The sequence below is a fragment of the Pseudomonas sp. Larv2_ips genome, assembly GCF_963879675.1.
Lineage (GTDB): Bacteria > Pseudomonadota > Gammaproteobacteria > Pseudomonadales > Pseudomonadaceae > Aquipseudomonas.
The window spans coordinates 329,752-351,653 of record NZ_CAWOAW010000014.1 but is presented as its reverse complement, the minus strand read 5'-3'; the positions used below and the strand labels follow the sequence as shown (position 1 = coordinate 351,653).

The following is a 21,902-nucleotide window of genomic DNA, read 5'->3' as shown; positions in this document are numbered from 1 at the left end:
TACTTTTGCCTCACATTAACCGAGCAAAGCACGCCCATGATGTCGCAAATGATCTTCGATGAAGCTGGCGATAAAGAAGTAGCTGTGGTCGTAGCCGGGTTGCAGGCGCAGTTCGAGCGGATGGTTGGCCGCCTTGGCCGCTTGCTGCAGGGCTTCGGGCTTGAGTTGCACGGCGAGGAAATCGTCGCGGTCGCCCTGATCCACCAGCAATGGCAGCTTTTGCGTGGCCTCGCTGATCAGCGCGCAGGCGTCCCATTCACGCCATTTAGAGCGTTCATCACCCAAATAACGCGAGAAGGCCTTCTGGCCCCATGGGCAATCCATCGGGTTGTTGATCGGCGAAAATGCCGACACTGATTGGTAGCGCCCAGGGTTGCGCAAGGCACACACCAACGCACCGTGGCCACCCATGGAGTGGCCGCTGATGCCGCGCTTTGCCGATGCAGGGAAATGCGCTTCAACCAACGCAGGCAATTCCTGCACCACGTAGTCATGCATCCGATAGTGCTTGGCCCAAGGTTCCTGCGTGGCATTCAGGTAGAAGCCGGCCCCCAGACCAAAATCCCAGGCGTTGTCAGGGTCGCCCGGCACACCGGGCCCACGCGGGCTGGTGTCCGGAGCAACAATGATCAACCCCAGCTCGGCGGCCACACGCTGAGCACCAGCCTTTTGCATGAAGTTTTCGTCGGTGCAGGTCAAGCCGGACAGCCAGTACACCACCGGCAGTTTGCCGCCCTGCTCCGCCTGTGGCGGCAGGTAGACAGCAAAAGTCATGTCGCACCCGAGCACGTGGGAGCTGTGTTTGTAGCGTTTATGCCAGCCGCCAAAACTCTTTTGGCAGGAGATGTTTTCCAGGGTCATGGGAATGCTCCCAGCGGCGAGCGGCAAACTTTAGGCTGCAGGCAGACATACACCTTTTTGCAGCCTAGAGCGTGCAACTTGCAGCTGCTTTAAAAGTGAATGACGGTACGAATGCTCTTGCCTTCATGCATCAGGTCAAACGCTTTGTTGATGTCTTCCAGGCCCATGGTGTGGGTGATAAAGGTGTCCAGCGGGATTTCGCCGGACTGGGCCATTTCCACGTAGCTTGGCAATTCGGAACGGCCACGCACGCCGCCAAATGCCGAACCGCGCCAGACGCGCCCGGTCACCAGCTGGAATGGGCGGGTGGCGATTTCCTGGCCAGCACCGGCTACACCAATGATCACCGACTCGCCCCAACCCTTGTGGCAGCACTCCAGGGCCGCGCGCATCAGTTGCACGTTGCCGATGCACTCGAAGGAAAAGTCCACGCCGCCATCGGTCAAGTCGACGATCACGTCCTGGATGGGGCGGTCGTAGTCTTTCGGGTTGATGCAGTCGGTGGCGCCCAATTGCTTGGCGATTTCAAACTTGGCCGGGTTGATGTCGATGGCAATGATGCGACCGGCCTTGGCTTTCACCGCGCCGATGATGGCCGACAGGCCAATGCCGCCGAGGCCGAAGATAGCCACGGTATCGCCCGGCTTGACCTTGGCAGTGTTGATCACCGCGCCGATGCCGGTGGTAACGCCGCAGCCGAGCAGGCAGACCTTTTCCAACGGCGCTTCTTTAGGGATTTTTGCCACGGAAATTTCCGGCAGCACGGTGTACTCGGAGAACGTCGAGGTGCCCATGTAGTGGAAAATCGGCTGGCCCTTGTAGGAGAAACGTGTGGTGCCATCCGGCATCAGGCCTTTGCCCTGCGTGGACCGAATGGCCTGGCACAGGTTGGTCTTGCCCGACAGGCAGAATTTGCACTTGCCGCATTCCGGCGTGTACAGCGGGATCACGTGGTCGCCGACGGCCACCGAAGTCACGCCCTCGCCGATTGCTTCAACCACCGCGCCACCTTCATGGCCGAGGATCGACGGAAAGATCCCTTCCGGGTCGGCGCCCGACAACGTGTACGCGTCGGTATGGCACACGCCGGACGCGACCACCCGCAGCAGCACCTCGCCGGCCTTGGGCATGGCGACATCGACTTCGACGATCTCTAGGGGCTTCTTCGCTTCGAAGGCTACAGCGGCGCGGGACTTGATCATCCGGGTTTCTCCAGGAAATTAAAAACTGAAGCGCTGAGTGTAAAACATGGCCCAGTGATTAATAATCCGAGCGAAAGCAAAACTTTATTGCTGTACAGGGATAATCAACATGCTGGAAAACCGCTGGGAAGGCATCGACGAGTTTGTTGCGGTGGCTGAGTGCAGCCAATTCACAGCGGCGGCCGAGCGACTTGGCGTGTCGTCATCGCACATCAGCCGGCAGGTGGCGCGCCTGGAAGAACGGCTGCAAACCCGGTTGCTCTATCGCAGCACGCGAAAGGTCACGCTGACCGAAGCCGGCCAGACCTTCCTGCAACACTGCCAACGCTTGCAGGACGGTCGCGAAGAAGCATTGCGCGCCGTCGGCGACCTCGCCAGCGAACCCAAGGGCATGTTGCGCATGACCTGCGCGGTGGCTTACGGCGAGCGTTTTATTGTGCCACTGGTCACACGATTCATGGGGCTCTACCCGCAATTGCGCGTGGATATCGAGTTGAGCAATCGCCAGCTGGACCTGGTGCATGAAGGCCTCGACCTGGCGATCCGCCTGGGCCGCCTGCAAGACTCGCGCATGGTCGCCAGTCGCCTGGCCCCGCGGCGCATGTACCTGTGCGCATCACCTTCCTACCTGGCGCGGTATGGTCGGCCACACAGTCTGTCGGAATTAAGTCGGCATAACTGCTTGATCGGCAGCTCGGATATTTGGCAACTGGCCCAGGATGGGCGCGAATTTTCCCAACGGCTGCAGGGAAACTGGCGCTGCAACAGTGGGCAGGCGGTGCTGGATGCGGCGTTGCAAGGGGTCGGGCTGTGCCAGTTGCCGGACTATTACGTGCTGGAGCATCTGCATACGGGCGCGCTGGTGTCGTTACTGGAGGCGCATCAGCCACCGAACACGGCTGTGTGGGCGTTGTATCCACAGCAGCGGCATTTATCGCCGAAGGTCAGAAAGCTGGTGGATTTCTTGAAGGAGGGGTTGGCCGAGCGGCCGGAGTACAGCGAGTAATTTGGGGCGCCTGCCTGGGTCTCATCGCGGGCTAGCCCGGCTCCCACTGGGAGTCGCATTTCAATCGTGGGAGCTGGCTTGCCTGCGATGAAGTCAACGCGGTTTAGCTGACTACCTGCGGTTCGCCCACCGCAGCCGCAACCACTCCAGGTCTTCGGGCCGGGTCACCTTGATATTGTCCGAACGCCCTTCAATCAGGCGCGGCGCCTGGCCGGACCATTCCATCGCCGAGGCTTCGTCGGTGATGACGGCATCAGCCACCAAGCTATCAGCCAACGCTCGATGCAATGCACCGAGGCGAAACATCTGCGGCGTGTAGGCTTGCCAGATCAGGCTGCGGTCGACGGTTTCAACCACACGTGCGTGCTTGTCGACGCGCTTGAGCGTGTCGCGAGCGGGCACGGCCAGCAGCCCGCCGACAGGATCATCCGACAGTTCCAACAACAGGTTATCGAGGTCATCACGGCTGAGGTTAGGCCGCGCGGCGTCATGCACCAGCACCCAATCATCATCGCTGGCACCCAGCGCATTGAGTTGCAGCAACGCATTGAGTACCGAACCCGAGCGCTCGTCACCGCCGTCCGCACGCACGATGCGTGGGTCATTGGCGCAAGGCAGGTTCGGCCAATAAGGATCATCGACAGCCAAACTGACTACCAGCCCCTTGAGCCCTGGATGGTCGAGAAAACAGCCGAGGCTGTGTTCGAGAATTGTGCGCCCGCCCAATTGCAAGTATTGCTTGGGGCGGTCCGCAGCCATACGGGCACCAACGCCCGCGGCAGGAATCACGGCCCAGAAGGCCGGTAAAACGCTACTCATTGGGCCAGCTGATAGAGGGTTTCGCCCTCTTTCACCATGCCCAGCTCATGACGAGCCCGTTCTTCAACGGTCTCCGTACCTTTTTTCAGCTCAAGCACTTCAGCATCGAGGACACGATTGCGCTCCAGCAGACGTTCGTTCTCGGCGTGCTGGTCGGCAATTTGCTGGGTCAACTCTTTCACCTGCGCAAAGCTGCCATTACCCACCCATAGGCGGTACTGCAGGCCAGCCAGCAACAAGAGCAAGACGAGGAACAACCAATTGGGACTGCGCATCGAAATCCGGGTATCCAGTAAAAAAAGACAGCCATGCAAAACTTTTGAAGCAACTGATAGCACGAAGCCTGGATGAACCAGGCTTGTGCTTGTTAGCCATGAGATTAGCGTCGAAATTCACGCTGTCGTGATTTTTCCGACGTAATCCGCAGACCTTTTACCATTTAACAATCAGCCGCGAAACTCGCTGCGACCGTTGTACTTGGCTTTACCTGCCAATTGCTCTTCGATACGCAGCAATTGGTTGTACTTGGAAACGCGGTCGGAACGGCACAGGGAACCGGTCTTGATCTGCCCAGCCGAGGTGCCCACGGCCAGGTCGGCAATGGTCGAGTCTTCGGTTTCGCCGGAGCGGTGGGAGATCACGGCGGTGTAGCCCGCAGCCTTGGCCATCTGGATGGCTTCCAGGGTTTCGGTCAGGGTGCCGATCTGGTTGAACTTGATCAGGATCGAGTTGGCAATCTTCTTGTCGATGCCTTCTTTCAGGATCTTGGTGTTGGTCACGAACAGGTCGTCGCCGACCAGTTGGATTTTTTCGCCGATCTTGTCGGTGAGGACTTTCCAACCAGCCCAGTCGGACTCGTCCAGGCCGTCTTCGATGGAGATGATCGGGTAGCGTTCGGTCAAGCCTTTGAGGTAGTCGGCAAAACCTTCGGAGGTGAACACGTGGCCTTCGCCGGACAGGTTGTATTTACCGTCCTCGTAGAACTCGCTGGCCGCGCAGTCCAGGGCCAGGGTCACGTCGGTGCCCAGCTTGTAGCCCGCATTGGCCACGGCTTCGGAGATCACTTTCAGTGCATCTTCGTTGGACGCCAGGTTCGGCGCGAAACCACCTTCGTCACCCACGGCAGTGCTCAGGCCACGGGCCTTCAGGACAGCTTTGAGGTGGTGGAAAATCTCGGTGCCCATGCGCAGGCCTTCGGAGAAGGTCTTGGCGCCAACCGGCTGCACCATGAATTCCTGGATGTCGACGTTGTTATCAGCGTGCTCGCCACCGTTGATGATGTTCATCATCGGCACCGGCATCGAGTAAACACCCGGGGTGCCGTTCAGGTTGGCGATGTGTGCGTACAGCGGCAAGTCTTGGTCCTGTGCGGCAGCCTTGGCAGCGGCCAGGGACACGGCGAGGATGGCGTTGGCGCCCAGGCTGCCTTTGTTTTCGGTGCCGTCGAGCTTGATCATCGCGTGGTCCAGGGCTTTCTGGTCCAGCGGGTCCTTGCCCAGCAACAGGTCACGGATCGGGCCGTTGATGTTGGCTACAGCCTTGAGTACACCCTTGCCCAGGTAACGGCTCTTGTCGCCATCACGCAGTTCCAGTGCTTCGCGGGAACCTGTGGAAGCACCGGACGGCGCGCAGGCGCTGCCGATGATGCCGTTATCGAGGAGCACGTCGGCTTCGACGGTAGGGTTGCCACGGGAGTCGAGAACTTCACGACCTTTGATGTCGACGATTTTTGCCATTGTTGTAAACACTCCAAAGTTGACGAAAACGACGCAGCTGAAGGAAATCTTTTGACCGACCGCAAGGGTGGAACAACGGGGCAGGCTTGCAGGCGACAAGGCTCAGGCCCGCAGGCCTGAGCGTAAAGCGAGGGAAAGTCTACCGGAGAAATGGCGCTTACGCGGTCTCTACCGTCGGAAAACTCTTGACCAGTTCGTCCAACTGCTTGAGCTGGGCCAGGAATGGCTCCAGCTTGTCCAGGCGCAGGGCGCATGGGCCGTCGCATTTGGCGTTGTCCGGGTCCGGATGGGCTTCCAGGAACAGGCCCGCCAGCGACTGGCTGATGCCCGCCTTGGCCAGGTCCAGCACCTGCGCACGGCGCCCACCGGCGGAATCGGCGCGACCACCAGGCATTTGCAGCGCGTGGGTCACGTCGAAGAACACCGGGTATTCGAACTGTTTCATGATGCCGAAACCGAGCATGTCTACCACGAGGTTGTTGTAGCCGAAGCTCGAACCACGCTCGCAGAGAATCAACTGGTCGTTACCCGCTTCCACGCACTTGTTCAGGATGTGTTTCATTTCCTGGGGCGCGAGAAACTGGGCTTTCTTGATATTGATCACAGCGCCGGTCTTGGCCATGGCGACCACGAGGTCGGTCTGGCGCGACAGGAAGGCCGGCAACTGGATGATGTCGCACACCTCGGCGACCACGGCCGCTTGTTCCGGCTCGTGGACGTCGGTGATGATCGGCACGCCGAAGGCTTGCTTGATGTCCTGGAAGATCCGCATGCCTTCTTCAAGGCCCGGGCCGCGATAGGAGGTCACGGACGAACGGTTGGCCTTGTCGAAGCTGGCCTTGAACACGTAAGGGATACCGAGTTTCTCGGTCACCTTCACGTACTCTTCACAGACCTGCATCGCCATGTCGCGGCTTTCCAGCACGTTCATGCCGCCGAACAGCACCATGGGCTTGTCGTTGGCAATCTCGATATCGCCTACGCGAATGATCTTCTGGGCCATCAGGTTCACGCCTTCTTCTGATGTTGCGTCAGTGCTGCTTTAACGAAACCGCTGAACAACGGGTGACCGTCGCGCGGGGTCGAGGTGAACTCAGGGTGGAACTGGCAGGCCACGAACCACGGATGATCCGGCGCCTCGACCACTTCAACCAACTTGCCATCGCCAGAGCGACCGGAGATTTTCAGGCCGGCTTCTTTGATCTGCGGCAGCAGGTTGTTGTTCACTTCGTAGCGGTGGCGGTGACGCTCGACGATCACGTCCTTGCCATAGCAATCGTGAACCAGCGAGCCCGGCTCCAGCAGGCAGTCTTGCGCGCCAAGGCGCATGGTGCCGCCCAGGTCGGAGCTTTCGGTACGGGTTTCAACGGCGCCGGTCGCATCTTCCCACTCGGTGATCAGGCCCACGACCGGGTGGCCGCTGGTGTGATCGAACTCGGTGGAGTTGGCGTCTTTCCAGCCCAGCACGTTACGGGCGAACTCGATAACGGCCACTTGCATGCCCAGGCAGATACCCAGGTACGGCACTTTGTTTTCACGAGCGTACTGAACCGCAGTGATTTTGCCTTCCACGCCACGCAGGCCGAAACCGCCCGGTACGAGAATCGCATCAACACCTTCGAGCAAGGCAGTGCCCTGGTTCTCGATGTCTTCGGAATCGATGTAGCGCAGGTTGACCTTGGTACGGTTGCTGATACCGGCGTGGCTCATCGCTTCGATCAGCGACTTGTAAGCGTCCAGCAGCTCCATGTACTTGCCGACCATGGCGATGGTGACTTCATGCTCAGGGTTGAGCTTGGCATCCACCACAGCTTCCCACTCGGACAGGTCCGCGCCGTTGCACTGCAGGCCGAAACGCTCGACCACAAAATCATCCAGGCCTTGGGAGTGCAGGATGCCCGGGATCTTGTAGATGGTGTCGGCGTCTTCCAGGGCAATCACCGCACGCTCTTCAACGTTGGTGAACTGCGCAATCTTGCGACGCGAGGAAATGTCGATCGGGTGATCGGAGCGGCATACCAGCACGTCCGGCTGCAGGCCGATGGAACGCAGTTCCTTGACCGAGTGCTGGGTAGGCTTGGTTTTGGTTTCGCCGGCGGTGGCGATGTACGGCACCAGCGTCAGGTGCATCAGCATCGCGCGCTTGGCGCCGACTTCGAAACGCAGCTGGCGGATGGCTTCGAGGAACGGCTGGGATTCGATGTCACCCACGGTGCCACCGATCTCGACCATCGCCACGTCGGCATCGCCTGCACCCTTGATGATGCGGCGCTTGATTTCGTCGGTGATGTGCGGGATCACCTGGATGGTTGCACCCAGGTAATCACCACGGCGCTCCTTGCGCAGCACATGCTCGTAGACACGGCCAGTGGTGAAGTTGTTGTTCTGGGTCATGGTCGTGCGGATGAACCGCTCGTAGTGGCCCAGGTCCAGGTCGGTCTCGGCGCCGTCGTGCGTGACGAACACTTCACCGTGCTGGAACGGGCTCATGGTGCCCGGGTCAACGTTGATGTACGGGTCCAGCTTGAGCATGGTGACCTTAAGTCCCCGCGCCTCCAGGATGGCCGCCAATGAAGCGGAGGCAATGCCTTTCCCCAATGAAGAAACAACACCGCCCGTGACGAATATGTAGCGCGTCATGAAAAACCCTAGAAGTCTGCGTTAAAGCGGTCCGAGCCGCCGGGGAAAGCGAAGGAAGGCCGAAGCCCCCGATCACCTGCATTAATCACAGTGCACCTTTCAAAAAAACCGCCGCGTTGTGACAGACCAGCAATGAAACACCGGTACGTTGATCGCTACACATTTTTTGGAATCGCCCAGCAAAGACTGCTTGGTAATCGGCAACTGCTGCGATTCAGTCGAATCCACAGAAGTTGTATCAAGAAGGGAGCGTAGTCTACCGGAAAGGCTCTATCAGCTCAAACCTTGATCGCAAGTCTGTGGCATCCAATCCAATTGTCCATCACCCGGCAGCCTGGCCCACAGCCCTGCAAGGCTTGGGACAGCCAGCAATTGCTCACCCTGATAGACCAGCGGCAATCTGCCACGGACAAAGCCCGGCAGCCCGCATTCATTAAGCAAGCGCTTCAAGTCGCGCCGGCCTCGAGCGGGCACTTCGATGATTTCGCCGCCCTGACGGTAACGCACCTCAAGCGGACCTCGGGGAGCCTCACCGATAAAGTTCAGCTGGCCATTGCCGGGTAACGCGAGTGGGTTTTGCGGATGCGGCCAACTGACCACGGCGTCGGAAAACTCCAACCATGTTGCGGGCAGCCACCAGATGCGCTCGCCGCAACGATGCAACTGGCCGTCGGCCAGGCGCCACAGCGGTTGTGCGTCAGCCTTGGCGTCGCGCAGGGCCTGCCAGCTGGCCCAGTGGTCGCTGTCGGGTAAACGGGTCAGAGGCGCCAGCCAGTGGCGCAAGGCATTACGTTGGCGGGCGTCAGAAAGTTCGCGCAGTGGAGCCATAACCAACGAGGGCAGAGGCAACCAGGAAAATGGCGAAGGCTGATCGGCAGCTTGCAAGTCCATCCTCGCCAACTCGTCGAGCAGGCCCTGGGCTTCACTCAGGTGTTCGGCGGTGCGCGCCAGGCTGGAAACGGCTTGAGGCCATCGCTGCGTCAATACGGGAAGCACACGATGGCGCAAGTAATTGCGCGAGAAACGTGGGTCGGCGTTCGAAGGGTCTTCGATCCACGTCAACTGTTGCTCGTGGGCGTAGGCTTCCAATTCAGCACGCGAGGCCTCCAGCAACGGCCGCACCACGTGACCCCTTGCCAATTGGCGGTGCACAGGCATAGCCGCCAGCCCGCGTACCCCTGCACCGCGCATCAGCCGAAACAACAGGGTTTCAGCCTGATCGTCGCGATGCTGCCCAGTGAGCAACACCTCCCCCGCGCCAGTGGCCTCGGTAAACGCCTGATAACGCGCGTCACGCGCCGCACGCTCAAGGCTGGCGCCCGGTTGCACTTGCACGCGCATTACCCGCAAGGGCACGCCCAAGGCGTCACACACCGCCTGGCAATGGCTCGGCCAGGCGTCAGCAGCAGCTTGCAAGCCATGGTGGACGTGGACAGCACTGAGCGGCGGGAGGGTTTCGGTGGTTGCCAGAGTGGCCAACAGGTGCAGCAGGACGGTGGAGTCCAGACCACCCGAGAATGCGATGTGCCAGGCCGGGGCATTGCGCCAGGGCGCCAGATTTTGCAGGAGGTTGGCGGGTAGAGCCGGCTTCATAACACAGTACCGCCATCAATCTGGAATGCGATAACCCAGCATACACAAAGCAAATGTGGGAGCGGGCTTGTGTGGGAGCCGGTCTCGCCCACGATGCAGGCAACTCGGGTTATCTGATACACCGAGTTGATGCCATCGCAGGCAAGCCAGCTCCCACACAAGCCCGCTCCCACAGTGTTACTGCATTGTCTGCAAGATCAGCGCTTGATCAGAGACCGTAGCTCATCAAACGCTCGTAACGACGGGCCAGCAACGCCTCATTATCGAACTTCTTGAGCATCGCCAGTTGCGAACCCAGCTCGGCGCGCAGGGTGGCAGCAGCGGCAGCCGGGTCACGGTGGGCGCCGCCCAATGGCTCGGCGATCACTTTGTCCACGATGCCCAGGCCTTTCAGGCGATCAGCGGTGATACCCATGGCTTCAGCAGCGTCCGGTGCCTTTTCGGCGGTTTTCCACAGAATCGAAGCGCAACCTTCCGGCGAAATTACCGCGTAGGTCGAATATTGCAGCATGTTCAGCTGGTCGCACACGCCAATGGCCAGCGCCCCGCCGGAACCACCCTCACCAATCACGGTGGCGATGATCGGGGTTTTCAGGCGCGCCATGACACGCAGGTTCCAGGCGATTGCTTCGCTCTGGTTACGCTCTTCGGCGTCGATGCCCGGGTAAGCGCCCGGCGTGTCAATGAAGGTCAGGATCGGCATCTTGAAGCGCTCGGCCATTTCCATCAGGCGGCACGCCTTGCGGTAGCCTTCGGGGCGCGGCATGCCGAAGTTGCGGCGGACTTTTTCACGCACTTCACGGCCTTTCTGGTGACCGATCACCATGACCGGCTGGTCGTCCAGGCGAGCGATACCGCCCACGATGGCCGCGTCGTCGGAGAAGTGGCGGTCGCCGTGCAGCTCGTCGAACTCGGTGAAGATGTGCTGAATGTAATCCAGGGTGTACGGACGGCGCGGGTGGCGTGCCAGGCGCGCGATCTGCCAGCTGGTCAGCTTGCCGAAGATGTCCTCGGTGAGCGTGCTGCTCTTGTCTTGCAGGCGAGCGATCTCATCGCCGATATTCAGCGAATTGTCATTGCCGACCAGGCGCAATTCTTCAATCTTGGCTTGCAGGTCAGCGATCGGCTGTTCGAAATCAAGAAAATTCGGGTTCATAAGCGTCCGTCTTGGGTCGACGGCCAAGGAGTGCCTGGCCAGCCGGTTGTCTATTCGCGCCCTACCTTAAGGGAGAGGCGCGTTTAGGTCGAGATTAAATGTTCAGTCGAGATCAGACATATCTGACCGTCAACGGTATTGGAGGAAGACGTTGTCTCGCCCGAACTGGTCACGCAAAGCTTGAATCAAGCCATCGGCGGGATCAATTCGCCACGTCTCACCAAACTGCAACATCGCCTTGGCGTCACTGCCGGTGTATTCCATGGTCACCGGACATGCGCCACGGTGGCGCTTGAGCAGGTCACCCAACCAGCGTAGCTGATCGCCTTTAAGGGCTTCGGTCTTGACCTTCAAGCGCAGGCTTTCGGCGAGGTTGGTGCGCGCATCTTCCATGCTCATCACCCGCTTGATCCGCAGGCGCAGGCCGCCGGAGAAGTCGTCGTTGCTGACCTCACCTTCAACGACCACCATGGCATCGGTTTGCAGCAACGACTGCGCGGAGTGGAAAGCGTCGGCAAACAGCGACGCTTCGATCCGGCCCGAGCGGTCGTCGAGGGTGATAAAGCCCATCTTGTCGCCCTTCTTATTTTTCATCACTCGCAGAGCGATGATCATGCCGGCGACTGTCTGGGTGTCGCGCGCCGGTTTCAGGTCGATGATGCGCTGACGAGCGAAACGGCGGATTTCGCCTTCGTATTCGTCAATCGGGTGACCGGTGAGGTACAGGCCCAGGGTGTCTTTTTCGCCCTTGAGCCGTTCCTTGAGGGTCAACTCCTTGGCCTTGCGGTGGTTGGCGTAAACGTCTGCGTCCTCTTCGACGAACAAGCCGCCAAACAGGTCGGCGTGGCCGCTGTCGTGGGTGCGGGCGGTCTGTTCGGCCGCCTTGATCGCTTCTTCCATGGCGGTCAGCAGCACCGCGCGGTTGCGGTCGATATTGGCCTGATAAGCCTTGGGCTCATCATGGAAATACGGGCCAAGGCGATCGAGCGCACCGCTGCGGATCAAGCCGTCGAGGGTGCGTTTGTTGATGCGCTTGAGGTCAACCCGCGCGCAGAAGTCGAACAAGTCCTTGAACGGCCCGTCCTGGCGCGCTTCAGTGATGGCTTCGACCGGGCCTTCGCCAACACCTTTGATCGCGCCCAGGCCATAGATGATGCGGCCTTCGTCGTTCACCGTGAACTTGAACTCGGAGGCGTTCACGTCCGGCGCGTCGAGGCGCAGCTTCATGGTGCGCACTTCCTCGATCAAGGTCACGACCTTGTCGGTGTTGTGCATATCCGCCGAAAGTACCGCGGCCATGAACGGCGCCGGGTAATGGGCTTTCAGCCAGGCAGTCTGGTACGACACCAGGCCGTAGGCGGCGGAGTGGGATTTGTTGAAGCCATAACCGGCGAACTTTTCCACCAGGTCGAAGATGTTACCGGCGAGGTCGGCGTCGATATTGTTGGTGGCACACCCCTCAATGAAACCGCCGCGCTGCTTGGCCATTTCTTCGGGCTTTTTCTTACCCATGGCGCGACGCAACATGTCCGCGCCGCCGAGGGTGTAACCGGCCATCACCTGGGCAATCTGCATCACCTGTTCTTGATACAGGATGATGCCGTAGGTTGGCGCCAGTACCGGCTTGAGGCCTTCGTACTGATAATCCGAATGCGGGTACGCCAGCTCGGCACGGCCGTGCTTACGGTTGATGAAGTCATCCACCATGCCCGACTGCAGCGGGCCGGGACGGAACAGTGCCACCAGTGCGATCAAGTCTTCCAGGCAGTCGGGCTTGAGCTTTTTGATCAGCTCTTTCATGCCGCGCGACTCAAGCTGGAACACCGCCGTGGTTTCGGCTTTTTGCAGCAAGGTGTAAGTCGGTTTGTCGTCCAGCGGGATAAAGGCGATATCCAGCGGCGCTTCGTTGACCTTGGCGCGGTCACGGTTGATCGTCTTCAGCGCCCAGTCGATGATCGTCAGGGTCCGCAGACCCAGGAAGTCGAACTTCACCAGGCCGGCGGCTTCAACGTCGTCCTTGTCGAACTGGGTTACCAGGCCGTCGCCTTCTTCATCGCAATAGATCGGCGAAAAGTCGGTCAACTTGGTCGGCGCGATCACCACACCACCGGCGTGTTTACCGACGTTACGCACCACACCTTCGAGCTTGCGCGCCATGTCCCAGATTTCGGCGGCCTCTTCATCGACCTTGATGAAGTCGCGCAGGATTTCTTCCTGCTCGTAGGCTTTTTCCAGGGTCATGCCGACTTCGAACGGGATCATCTTCGACAGGCGGTCCGCCAGGCCGTAGGACTTGCCCTGCACCCGCGCCACGTCACGGATTACAGCCTTGGCCGCCATCGAACCGAAGGTGATGATCTGGCTTACCGCATTGCGGCCGTATTTCTCGGCCACGTACTCGATCACGCGGTCGCGGCCATCCATGCAGAAGTCGACGTCGAAGTCGGGCATGGAGACCCGTTCCGGGTTCAGGAACCGTTCGAACAGCAGGTCATATTCCAGCGGGTCAAGGTCGGTAATCTTCTGAACGTAAGCCACCAGCGAACCGGCACCTGATCCACGGCCAGGACCTACCGGTACGCCGTTGTTCTTGGCCCACTGGATAAAGTCCATCACGATCAGGAAGTAACCGGGGAACCCCATCTGGATGATGATATCCAGCTCGAAATTCAGCCGGTCAACGTAGACCTGGCGCTTGGCCTCGTAGTCCTCGGTGGTGTCCTTGGGCAGCAGCACGCTGAGGCGCTCTTCGAGGCCATCGAAGGACACTTTGCGGAAATACTCATCGATGGTCATGCCATCAGGAATCGGGAAGTTGGGCAGGAAGTGCTTGCCCAGCTTCACTTCGATATTGCAGCGCTTGGCGATTTCGACGGAGTTTTCCAGGGCCTCGGGCAGGTCGCTGAACAGCTCGGCCATCTCCTCGGCGCTTTTGAGGTACTGCTCTTCGCTGTAGTTCTTGGAACGACGCGGGTCGTCCAGAGCCCGGCCTTCGCCGATGCACACGCGGGTTTCGTGGGCTTCGAAATCTTCCTTCTTGATAAAGCGCACATCGTTGGTCGCGACCAGCGGCGCGCCCAGCTTGTCGGCCAGGGCCACGGCGGCGTGCAGATGCTCTTCATCATTGGGGCGATTGGTGCGCTGAACTTCCAGGTAGAAACGGTCGGGGAAGACCTGCATCCACTCGCGCGCCAGTACTTCGGCTTCCTGCGGGTTGCCGCCGAGCAGCGCGATGCCGATCTCACCCTCTTTGGCGGCCGACAGCATGATCACGCCCTCGCTCGCCTCGGCCACCCACTCGCGTTCGATGATGATCGAACCGTTGCGCTGGCCGTCGATAAAGCCACGGGAAATCAATTCGGTAAGGTTGCGATAACCGACGCCGTTCATCGCCAACAGGCTGATGCGGCTCAGGGGGTTATCCGGGTCTTTGTTGGACAGCCACAGGTCGGCGCCGCAAATCGGCTTGATACCGGCGCCCATGGCGTTTTTGTAGAACTTGACCAGAGAACACATGTTGTTCTGATCGGTCACCGCTACCGCAGGCATGTTCATGCCCACCAGGGTTTTGACCAGCGGTTTGATCCGTACCAGGCCGTCGACCAGGGAGTATTCAGTGTGCAGGCGCAGGTGAACGAATGAAGCCGGCATAGTGATCCTGTTCTAATACGTGGAGACAACAAGGCCCGGATTGTACCGGGCCTTGAGCAAAACATCAGCCTCGCGACTAAACCTCGATGAGGCTCTCGCGCAGCTCGTAAGCCTGGCGGACCGGGGCGAACGAGCGGCGATGGATCGGCGTGGGGCCGAGGCGAACGAGGGCTTCCAGATGAACGGGCGTCGGATAGCCTTTATGGCCACCCATGCCGTAGCCGGGGTAGATCAACTCAAACGCGGCCATCTCACGGTCACGGCTGACTTTGGCCAGGATCGAGGCGGCAGCGATGGCCGGAACCTTGCTGTCACCCTTGACCACCGCTTCGGCAGGCATCGCCAGTTTCGGGCAACGGTTACCGTCGATCATCGCCATTTTGGGCGTGATATGCAGGCCTTCCACTGCGCGCTGCATGGCCAGCATGGTCGCGTGAAGGATGTTCAGCTCGTCGATTTCTTCGACTTCAGCCCGGGCGATATGCCAGCTCAGAGCTTTTTCACAGATCTCGTCGTAAAGCTTTTCGCGACGCGCTTCGGTGAGTTTTTTCGAGTCGTTGAGGCCCAGGATAGGGCGGTTCGGATCGAGAATCACCGCCGCCGTGACGACGGCGCCACACAGCGGGCCGCGCCCTACTTCGTCAACCCCGGCGACCAGCTCGTGCACTTGCGCGACCAGGCTGAAGTCCAGGCCCATTTGCGTCGTCATAGGGCTTCCTGTTTGTGGCCAATCAAGGTCAGCACGGCGTCTGCAGCCTGGTTCGACGCATCACGGCGCAAGGTCCGATGGATGTCGTCGAAACCGCGGGTCTGTTCTTCGCCGCCGTCGATCAAGGGTAGTAGCGTTTGCGCCAGAGCCTGGGGCGTTGCATCGTCCTGCAACAACTCCGGGACCAGCAGACGCTGGGCCAACAGGTTGGGCAAGGAGATGTAAGGACTTTTGACCATGCGCTTGAGAATCCAGAACGTCAGCGGCGCGAGGCGATAGGCCACGACCATCGGACGCTTGTACAACAACGCTTCCAGGGTGGCGGTGCCTGAGGCGATCAGTACCGCATCACATGCCGCCAGGGCCAGGTGCGACTGACCGTCCAGCAAGGTCACCGGCAGCGTGCGCCCTTCCAGCAGCGTTTCAATTTGTGCACGACGTTGCGGGCTGGCACATGGCAACACAAAACGAATGCCGGGCTTCAAGGCCTGCAGACGTTCGGCGGCGTCAAAAAACAGCGCCCCCAGGCGACCGACTTCACCGCCGCGACTGCCCGGCATCAACGCTACCAGCGGGCCGTCGGGCAGACCCAGCTCGGCACGCGCAGCCGCGCGATCAGCTTGCAACGGAATGGTATCGGCCAGGGTGTGCCCGACAAACCGCACCGGCACGCCCTTCTCTTCGTAGAACCTGGCTTCGAACGGCAGCAGTGTCAGCATCAAATCGCAGCCTTCACGAATCTTGAGCACGCGCTTCTGCCGCCACGCCCATACCGAAGGGCTGACGTAGTGCACGGTCTTGATCCCGGCCTGACGCAACTTGAGCTCGATATTGAGGGTGAAGTCCGGCGCATCGATTCCGATAAAGACGTCAGGCTTTTCTTCAATCAAGGTCTGAATCAGCAGCTTGCGGCGAGCCAGTAGCTCGCGCAGACGGCCCAGCACTTCCACCAGACCCATGACGGATAGACGCTCCATGGGAAAGTAGGACGTCAGCCCTTCGGCCTGCATGAGCGGGCCGCCCACACCGATAAATTCCACCGCGGGATGCTGGGCCTTGAGGGCCCGCATCAAGCCTGCGCCGAGAATATCGCCGGAAGCTTCTCCGGCCACCAACGCGATACGCAGATTAGCCATGATCAGCGGGTGATGCCGCGAGTCGATGCCTGGATAGAGTCACGGAACACCGCGACTTCCGGGTACAACGCTGCCGGCTCGGTCAGTTCGGTCAAGGCTTGGTCAACTGTCAGACCCTGACGGTAAACCACCTTATAGGCGCGGCGCAGGGCGTGAATCGCATCTTCACTGAACCCGCGACGGCGCATGCCTTCGAAGTTCATGCTGCGCGCTTCAGCCGGGTTGCCGAATACCGTGACGAAGGCCGGAACGTCCTTGCCGATCGCAGTGCCCATGCCGGAAAAGCTGTGGGCGCCAATATGGCAATACTGATGCACCAGGGTAAAGCCAGACAGAATCGCCCAGTCATCAACATGCACATGGCCCGCCAACGCAGTGTTGTTGACCAGAATGCAATGGTTGCCGATGACGCTGTCGTGGCCGATGTGGGCATAGGCCATGATCAGGTTGTGATCCCCCAGAGTGGTCTCGGCACGATCCTGCACGGTACCGCGGTGAATCGTCACGCCTTCACGGATGATGTTGTGATCACCGATTACCAGGCGTGTTTCCTCACCCTTGTACTTCATGTCCGGGGTGTCTTCGCCTACCGAGGAAAACTGGTAGATACGATTGTGTTTGCCAATGCGGGTCGGACCTTTAAGGATCACGTGTGGCCCGATGACAGTCCCCTCGCCGATTTCAACACCTGCGCCGACGATCGACCATGGGCCGACCTCAACGTCGGCGGCCAGAACGGCCGACGGATCGATGATTGCGCGAGGGTCAATCAAACTCATAGTTTGCGTTCCGCGCAGATGATCTCAGCAGAGCACACCGGCTTGCCGTCCACCGAAGCCTGGCATTCGAACTTCCAGATCTGGCGCTTGCAGCTGATGAACTTGGCTTCCAGGATCAACTGGTCACCCGGTGTGACCGGGTTGCGAAAACGCAGCTTGTCGGAGCCCACGAAATAATACAGCGTGCCATCGGCAGGCTTGAGGTCGAGCATTTTGAAACCAAGGATACCGGCAGCCTGGGCCATCGCTTCGATGATCAATACGCCCGGCATGATTGGATGCGCGGGGAAGTGGCCATTGAAGAACGGTTCGTTGATGCTGACATTCTTGTAGGCACGAATGCGCTTTTCCTCGATGTTGAGGTCCACTACACGGTCCACCAGCAGGAACGGGTAACGGTGAGGCAGGTATTCGCGAATCTCGTTGATGTCCATCATTTCGGGGGGAAGCCTGTAATAAAGATTGGGGGCGGGCGGACAAAACGCACGCCCCGCTAGCAAATCAAGGAGGCAGTCTAGCGGCTGTGCACACTTGATATGGAAATGGTATCAGCCTTCTGATGAAGCATTACCGCCAGGGGTCACGTCCCCAACACGCTTTTCCAGCTGTTTGAGGCGTCGAGCCATGTCGTCGATCTGCCGCAAACGTGCTGCACTCTTGCGCCATTCAGCCGCGGGCTGCATGGCGGTACCGGAAGAATAGGCACCAGGCTCGGTAATCGAGTGCGTCACCATGGTCATGCCGGTAATGTAGACGTTGTCGCAAATCTCGATGTGCCCCACCAACCCGACGCCACCAGCGAGCATGCAATGCTTGCCGATTTTGGTGCTGCCGGAAATCCCCACGCACGCGGCCATGGCGGTGTGATCGCCAATCTGTACGTTGTGGGCAATCTGGATCTGGTTGTCGAGCTTCACACCGTTACCGATGACGGTATCCGCCAAGGCGCCACGGTCCACTGCGGTATTGACGCCGATTTCCACGTCGTCGCCGATCAGCACACCGCCCACCTGGGCAATCTTGTGCCAGATGCCTTTGGATTCGGCAAAGCCGAAGCCTTCACCCCCGATCACGGCGCCCGACTGAATGACCACACGTTCACCGATACGCACGTCGTGGTACAGGGTGACACGCGGAGCCAGCCAGCCATCGGCACCGATCTCGCAGCGTGCGCCGATAAAGCAATGCGCACCCACTGTGACGCCGGCGGCAATGCGCGCGCCGCTCTCGATCACGGCAAACGCACCAATGCTTGCCGCAGGGTCAACCCAGGCATCATCAGCAATGACCGCAGACGGATGAATACCGCCAGCAGCCGTTGGCTTTGGATCGAACAGGTGCGAGGCCCGGGCATAAGCCAGGTAAGGATCGGCCACCACCAGCGCATCCCCGGCAAACCCTTCGGCATCAGCGGCCTTCAGCAACACGGCTGCGGCTTGGCTGTCGACCAGGTATTTACGGTATTTGGGACTTGAGAGGAAGCTCAACTGAGCTGGGCCAGCCCCCTGCAAGGTGGCTAGCCCAGTGATTTCTTTCTCCGGGGAGCCGCGCAAGGTGGCCCCCAGGAACTCGGCCAACTCGCCGAGTTTGATAGTCGCGGTCATGGCTTACTTCAGCTGGTTCATGCGCTCGATCACCTGGCGGGTGATGTCGTATTGAGGCTTGACGTCGATCACGGCGCCGCGTTCGAACACTAGGTCAAAGGCACCTTTCTTGATGACTTCTTCCACAGCGCTGTCGAGTTTCGGCTTGAGCTGCTTGAGCATTTCACGGTCGGCAACAGCTTTGGCTTCGTTCAGCTCCTTGGACTGGAACTGGTAGTCACGGGCCTTTTGCTTGAATTCAAGCTCCAGACGCTCGCGCTCGCCTTGCTGCATCTTGTCGCCACCGGCTACCAGACGATCCTGGATGCCTTTGGCACTGCTTTCCAGAGTTTTCAGCTTGGTCAGTTGCGGACCGAATTTTTTCTCGGCATCCACTGCGTAACGCTTGGCCGCGTCGGATTCCAGCAGAGCCATCTGATAGTTCAGGACGGCGATTTTCATTTCGGCGAAGGCCGGGGTGGTCACCAGCACGGTGGCCAGCAGAACCAATTGAGTCAACTTGCGCACGATGTACTCCTACAGAATCCGTTGTCGTTATCTTGGGTCAGACGCTTAGAACGTCTGGCCGAGGGAGAATTGGAAAATCTGGGTTTCAGCGTTATCCGGTTTCTTGATCGGCATGGCCAGAGCAAAGCTCAATGGGCCAAGCGCGGTCACCCATGTCACACCCACACCCACGGAGCTCGCCAGGTTGCTGAGGCTCACGTCGTTGCACTGGGTGTTCGACACAGAACCAGGTTTAGGGTTTTGAACTTGTTCGCACTTGGAGTCGAACACGTTACCCACATCCCAGAAGACCGAAGTACGCAGGGATCGCTGGTCCTTGACGAATGGCAGCGGGAACAGAATCTCCGCACCACCTTGAATCAGAACGTTACCACCGAATGGCAGGGGATCGTCGTCCGAGTCAAGCAGGGTACCCTGGTTACCGGTTTTGTCGAAGCCACGGCTCGGCGTACCGCGAGGGCCCAGGGTGCTGTCCTTGAAGCCACGCACCGAGTTGAAACCACCAGCATAGTAGTTCTCGTAGAACGGCAAGCCATTGGTCGAACCATAACCGTCGCCATAACCCAGCTCAGTGTGCAGACGCATGGTGTAGTTATCGCTCAACGGCTGGAACAACTGACCACGGTAGTCGAGCTTGAAGAACGACAGGTCGCTGCCCGGCGTAGTCACTTCTGCTGTGAGGCTCTGGGAGTGACCACGGGTCGCCAGCACGCCTTTGTTCAGGGTCGATTCCGACCAACCGGCCGAAGCCTTGAAGTTCAGGAACTGGTCACCCTCTTTACGCACGAAGTCGAAGATTTCGTCCACGGTGTACACACCGGTCTTGATCTTGTCTTGTTGCGCGGTCAGGCCGAAGGTCAGACGCGACGTCTCGCTGATCGGGTAACCGATGTTGACACCGGCGCCGAGGCTGTCGATCGCATAGCTTGCAACGTCAACGTCGAGGTCTTTGTAGTCCGTGGTGCGGTAGAAGGCGTTGTAGCCCAGGCTCACACCGTCAGCAGTCCAGTAGGGGTCGACATAACCGAAGTTATAGCGGCTCTGGTATTCGCTTCGGGTCAGGCCGATGGAAACCTTGTTACCGGTACCGAGGAAGTTGTTCTGAGTGATCGAGCCGCCGAGGATCAGACCGGCGCTCTGTGCGAAACCAACGCTGGCGGTGATCGAACCCGACGCTTGTTCTTCAACGGCGTAGTTCACATCAACCTGGTCATCAACGCCCGGTACGGCCGGGGTTTCGACGTTGACTTCTTTGAAGAAGCCCAGGCGCTCAAGACGAGTCTTGGACTGGTCGATCAGGTAAGTCGACGCCCAGCCACCTTCCATTTGACGCATCTCACGACGCAGCACTTCGTCCGCAGACTTGGTGTTGCCACGGAAGTTGATGCGGTTCACGTAGGCGCGCTTGCCCGGGTCAACGACGAAGGTGATGTCCACAGTGTGGTCATCATCGTGCGGAGTCGGTACGCCGTTGACGTTGGCGAAGGTATAGCCTTCGTTACCCAGACGACGGGTGATCAGCTCGGACGTGGTGGTCATCAGCTTGCGCGAGAACACCTGGTTTTTCTGTACCAGCAACAGCGCCTTGACCTGGTCTTCAGGTACTTTCAGGTCGCCGCTGAGTTTCACGTCACGAACGGTGTACTTCTCGCCTTCGTTGACGTTGACAGTAATGTAGACGTGCTTCTTGTCCGGGGTGATGGACACCTGGGTCGAAGCGATATCCATGTTGATGTAGCCACGGTCCAGGTAGTAGGAGCGCAGACGTTCCAGGTCACCCGACAGTTTTTCACGGGCGTACTTGTCATCGTTCTTGAAGAACGACAACCAGTTGGTGGTCTTGAGTTCGAACAGGTCGATCAGGTCGTCATCAGCAAACTTGGTGTTACCCACCACGTTGATGTGCTGAATTGCCGCCACGGTGCCTTCGTTGATCTTGACCTTGAGGCCAACACGGTTACGAGGCTGCGGGATCACTTCTGTTTCCACGGTCGCGGAGTAGCGGCCCTGGGCAACGTACTGACGTTGCAATTCGTTACGCACACCTTCAAGGGTGGCGCGCTGGAAGATCTCGCCCTCGGCAAGGCCGGATTGCTTGAGACCCTTCATCAAGTCCTCAGTGGAGATCGCCTTGTTACCTTCGATCTCGATACTGGCGACAGAAGGTCGCTCGACGACAGTGATGACCAGGACGTTGCCTTCGCGACCCAGTTGGATATCTTGAAAGAACCCGGTTTTGAACAGCGCACGAGTGGATTCCACCAGGCGACGATCATCCGCCTGTTCCCCGACGTTCAACGGCAAGGCACCAAAGACGCTACCCGCGGAAACCCGCTGGAGGCCGTTGACGCGAATATCGGAGATAGTGAAGGACTCGGCGTGAACTTCGGCGATCATCAATACGGTGAGAACCGCAGTTAGCAGCAGACGTTTCATGAAGTCCTTTCTTATTCCAACTGGCAATAAACAAACTGCCGCAAAATGCGGCAGATTCGCAATTCAG

18 protein-coding genes are annotated in these 21,902 nt (G+C 59.3%); 1 reads left to right on the top strand and 17 read right to left on the bottom strand.

Annotated features, from left to right (window positions below):
* Window positions 1–15: 15 nt before the first annotated feature.
* Both fghA and AACV02_RS07975 read right to left on the bottom strand, forming a co-directional pair.
* Window positions 16–861: an S-formylglutathione hydrolase gene (gene fghA / locus AACV02_RS07980; protein WP_106577152.1), complete on the bottom strand. Its 846-nt coding sequence runs from the start codon at window positions 859–861 to the stop codon at window positions 16–18.
* Between the two features lie 89 nt (window positions 862–950).
* Entirely contained in the window at window positions 951–2,063 is a 1,113-nt protein-coding gene (locus AACV02_RS07975; protein WP_119738769.1) for an S-(hydroxymethyl)glutathione dehydrogenase/class III alcohol dehydrogenase, read from the bottom strand.
* A 109-nt stretch (window positions 2,064–2,172) separates the two neighbouring features.
* Between AACV02_RS07975 and AACV02_RS07970 the strand changes: the two genes are divergently transcribed.
* Complete coding sequence (locus AACV02_RS07970; RefSeq protein WP_119738767.1) at window positions 2,173–3,069, top strand: LysR substrate-binding domain-containing protein; 897 nt, start codon at window positions 2,173–2,175, stop codon at window positions 3,067–3,069.
* Window positions 3,070–3,180: 111 nt separating this feature from the next.
* Here AACV02_RS07970 and ispD read toward each other — a convergent pair whose 3' ends face one another.
* The 15 genes from ispD to bamA all read right to left on the bottom strand — a co-directional run bounded on the left by ispD (window position 3,181) and on the right by bamA (window position 21,835).
* Window positions 3,181–3,888 carry a 2-C-methyl-D-erythritol 4-phosphate cytidylyltransferase gene (ispD, locus tag AACV02_RS07965; RefSeq protein ID WP_106577155.1) on the bottom strand — a complete coding sequence of 236 codons (708 nt, stop codon included), beginning with the start codon at window positions 3,886–3,888 and terminating at the stop codon, window positions 3,181–3,183.
* Window positions 3,885–4,163 (bottom strand): cell division protein FtsB, encoded by a 279-nt coding sequence (ftsB, locus tag AACV02_RS07960; RefSeq protein ID WP_017137157.1) that lies wholly within the window; start codon window positions 4,161–4,163, stop codon window positions 3,885–3,887. The genes ispD and ftsB overlap by 4 nt, the downstream gene beginning before the upstream one ends.
* A 171-nt stretch (window positions 4,164–4,334) precedes the next feature.
* Complete coding sequence (gene eno / locus AACV02_RS07955; RefSeq protein WP_106577156.1) at window positions 4,335–5,624, bottom strand: phosphopyruvate hydratase; 1,290 nt, start codon at window positions 5,622–5,624, stop codon at window positions 4,335–4,337.
* 157 nt (window positions 5,625–5,781) lie between these two features.
* Window positions 5,782–6,627 carry a 3-deoxy-8-phosphooctulonate synthase gene (gene kdsA / locus AACV02_RS07950; protein WP_010212442.1) on the bottom strand — a complete coding sequence of 282 codons (846 nt, stop codon included), beginning with the start codon at window positions 6,625–6,627 and terminating at the stop codon, window positions 5,782–5,784.
* A 5-nt stretch (window positions 6,628–6,632) separates the two neighbouring features.
* Window positions 6,633–8,264, bottom strand: a complete 1,632-nt coding sequence (locus AACV02_RS07945; protein WP_106577157.1) for a CTP synthase — start codon at window positions 8,262–8,264, stop codon at window positions 6,633–6,635.
* A 273-nt stretch (window positions 8,265–8,537) separates the two neighbouring features.
* Window positions 8,538–9,857, bottom strand: coding sequence for a tRNA lysidine(34) synthetase TilS (gene tilS / locus AACV02_RS07940; RefSeq protein ID WP_119738765.1), 1,320 nt, complete (start codon window positions 9,855–9,857; stop codon window positions 8,538–8,540).
* 208 nt (window positions 9,858–10,065) lie between these two features.
* Entirely contained in the window at window positions 10,066–11,013 is a 948-nt protein-coding gene (locus AACV02_RS07935; RefSeq protein WP_106577159.1) for an acetyl-CoA carboxylase carboxyltransferase subunit alpha, read from the bottom strand.
* Window positions 11,014–11,142: 129 nt separating this feature from the next.
* Window positions 11,143–14,664, bottom strand: a complete 3,522-nt coding sequence (gene dnaE, locus AACV02_RS07930; protein ID WP_119738763.1) for a DNA polymerase III subunit alpha — start codon at window positions 14,662–14,664, stop codon at window positions 11,143–11,145.
* 76 nt (window positions 14,665–14,740) lie between these two features.
* Window positions 14,741–15,373 carry a ribonuclease HII gene (gene rnhB / locus AACV02_RS07925; RefSeq protein ID WP_119738761.1) on the bottom strand — a complete coding sequence of 211 codons (633 nt, stop codon included), beginning with the start codon at window positions 15,371–15,373 and terminating at the stop codon, window positions 14,741–14,743.
* Window positions 15,370–16,509, bottom strand: coding sequence for a lipid-A-disaccharide synthase (gene lpxB / locus AACV02_RS07920; RefSeq protein ID WP_106577162.1), 1,140 nt, complete (start codon window positions 16,507–16,509; stop codon window positions 15,370–15,372). The genes rnhB and lpxB overlap by 4 nt, the downstream gene beginning before the upstream one ends.
* A gap of 2 nt (window positions 16,510–16,511) precedes the next feature.
* The gene (gene lpxA / locus AACV02_RS07915; protein WP_106577163.1) at window positions 16,512–17,288 is read right to left on the bottom strand and encodes an acyl-ACP--UDP-N-acetylglucosamine O-acyltransferase; all 777 of its coding nucleotides are present in this window, start codon (window positions 17,286–17,288) and stop codon (window positions 16,512–16,514) included.
* Entirely contained in the window at window positions 17,285–17,725 is a 441-nt protein-coding gene (gene fabZ, locus AACV02_RS07910) for a 3-hydroxyacyl-ACP dehydratase FabZ (RefSeq protein ID WP_016976866.1), read from the bottom strand. Before fabZ ends, lpxA begins: the two co-directional genes overlap by 4 nt.
* Before the next feature lie 111 nt (window positions 17,726–17,836).
* Window positions 17,837–18,892, bottom strand: a complete 1,056-nt coding sequence (gene lpxD, locus AACV02_RS07905; RefSeq protein ID WP_119738758.1) for a UDP-3-O-(3-hydroxymyristoyl)glucosamine N-acyltransferase — start codon at window positions 18,890–18,892, stop codon at window positions 17,837–17,839.
* Between the two features lie 3 nt (window positions 18,893–18,895).
* Entirely contained in the window at window positions 18,896–19,399 is a 504-nt protein-coding gene (locus AACV02_RS07900; RefSeq protein WP_003189173.1) for an OmpH family outer membrane protein, read from the bottom strand.
* A 45-nt stretch (window positions 19,400–19,444) separates the two neighbouring features.
* Window positions 19,445–21,835, bottom strand: a complete 2,391-nt coding sequence (bamA, locus tag AACV02_RS07895) for an outer membrane protein assembly factor BamA (protein WP_119738756.1) — start codon at window positions 21,833–21,835, stop codon at window positions 19,445–19,447.
* Between the last annotated feature and the right edge of the window lie 67 nt (window positions 21,836–21,902).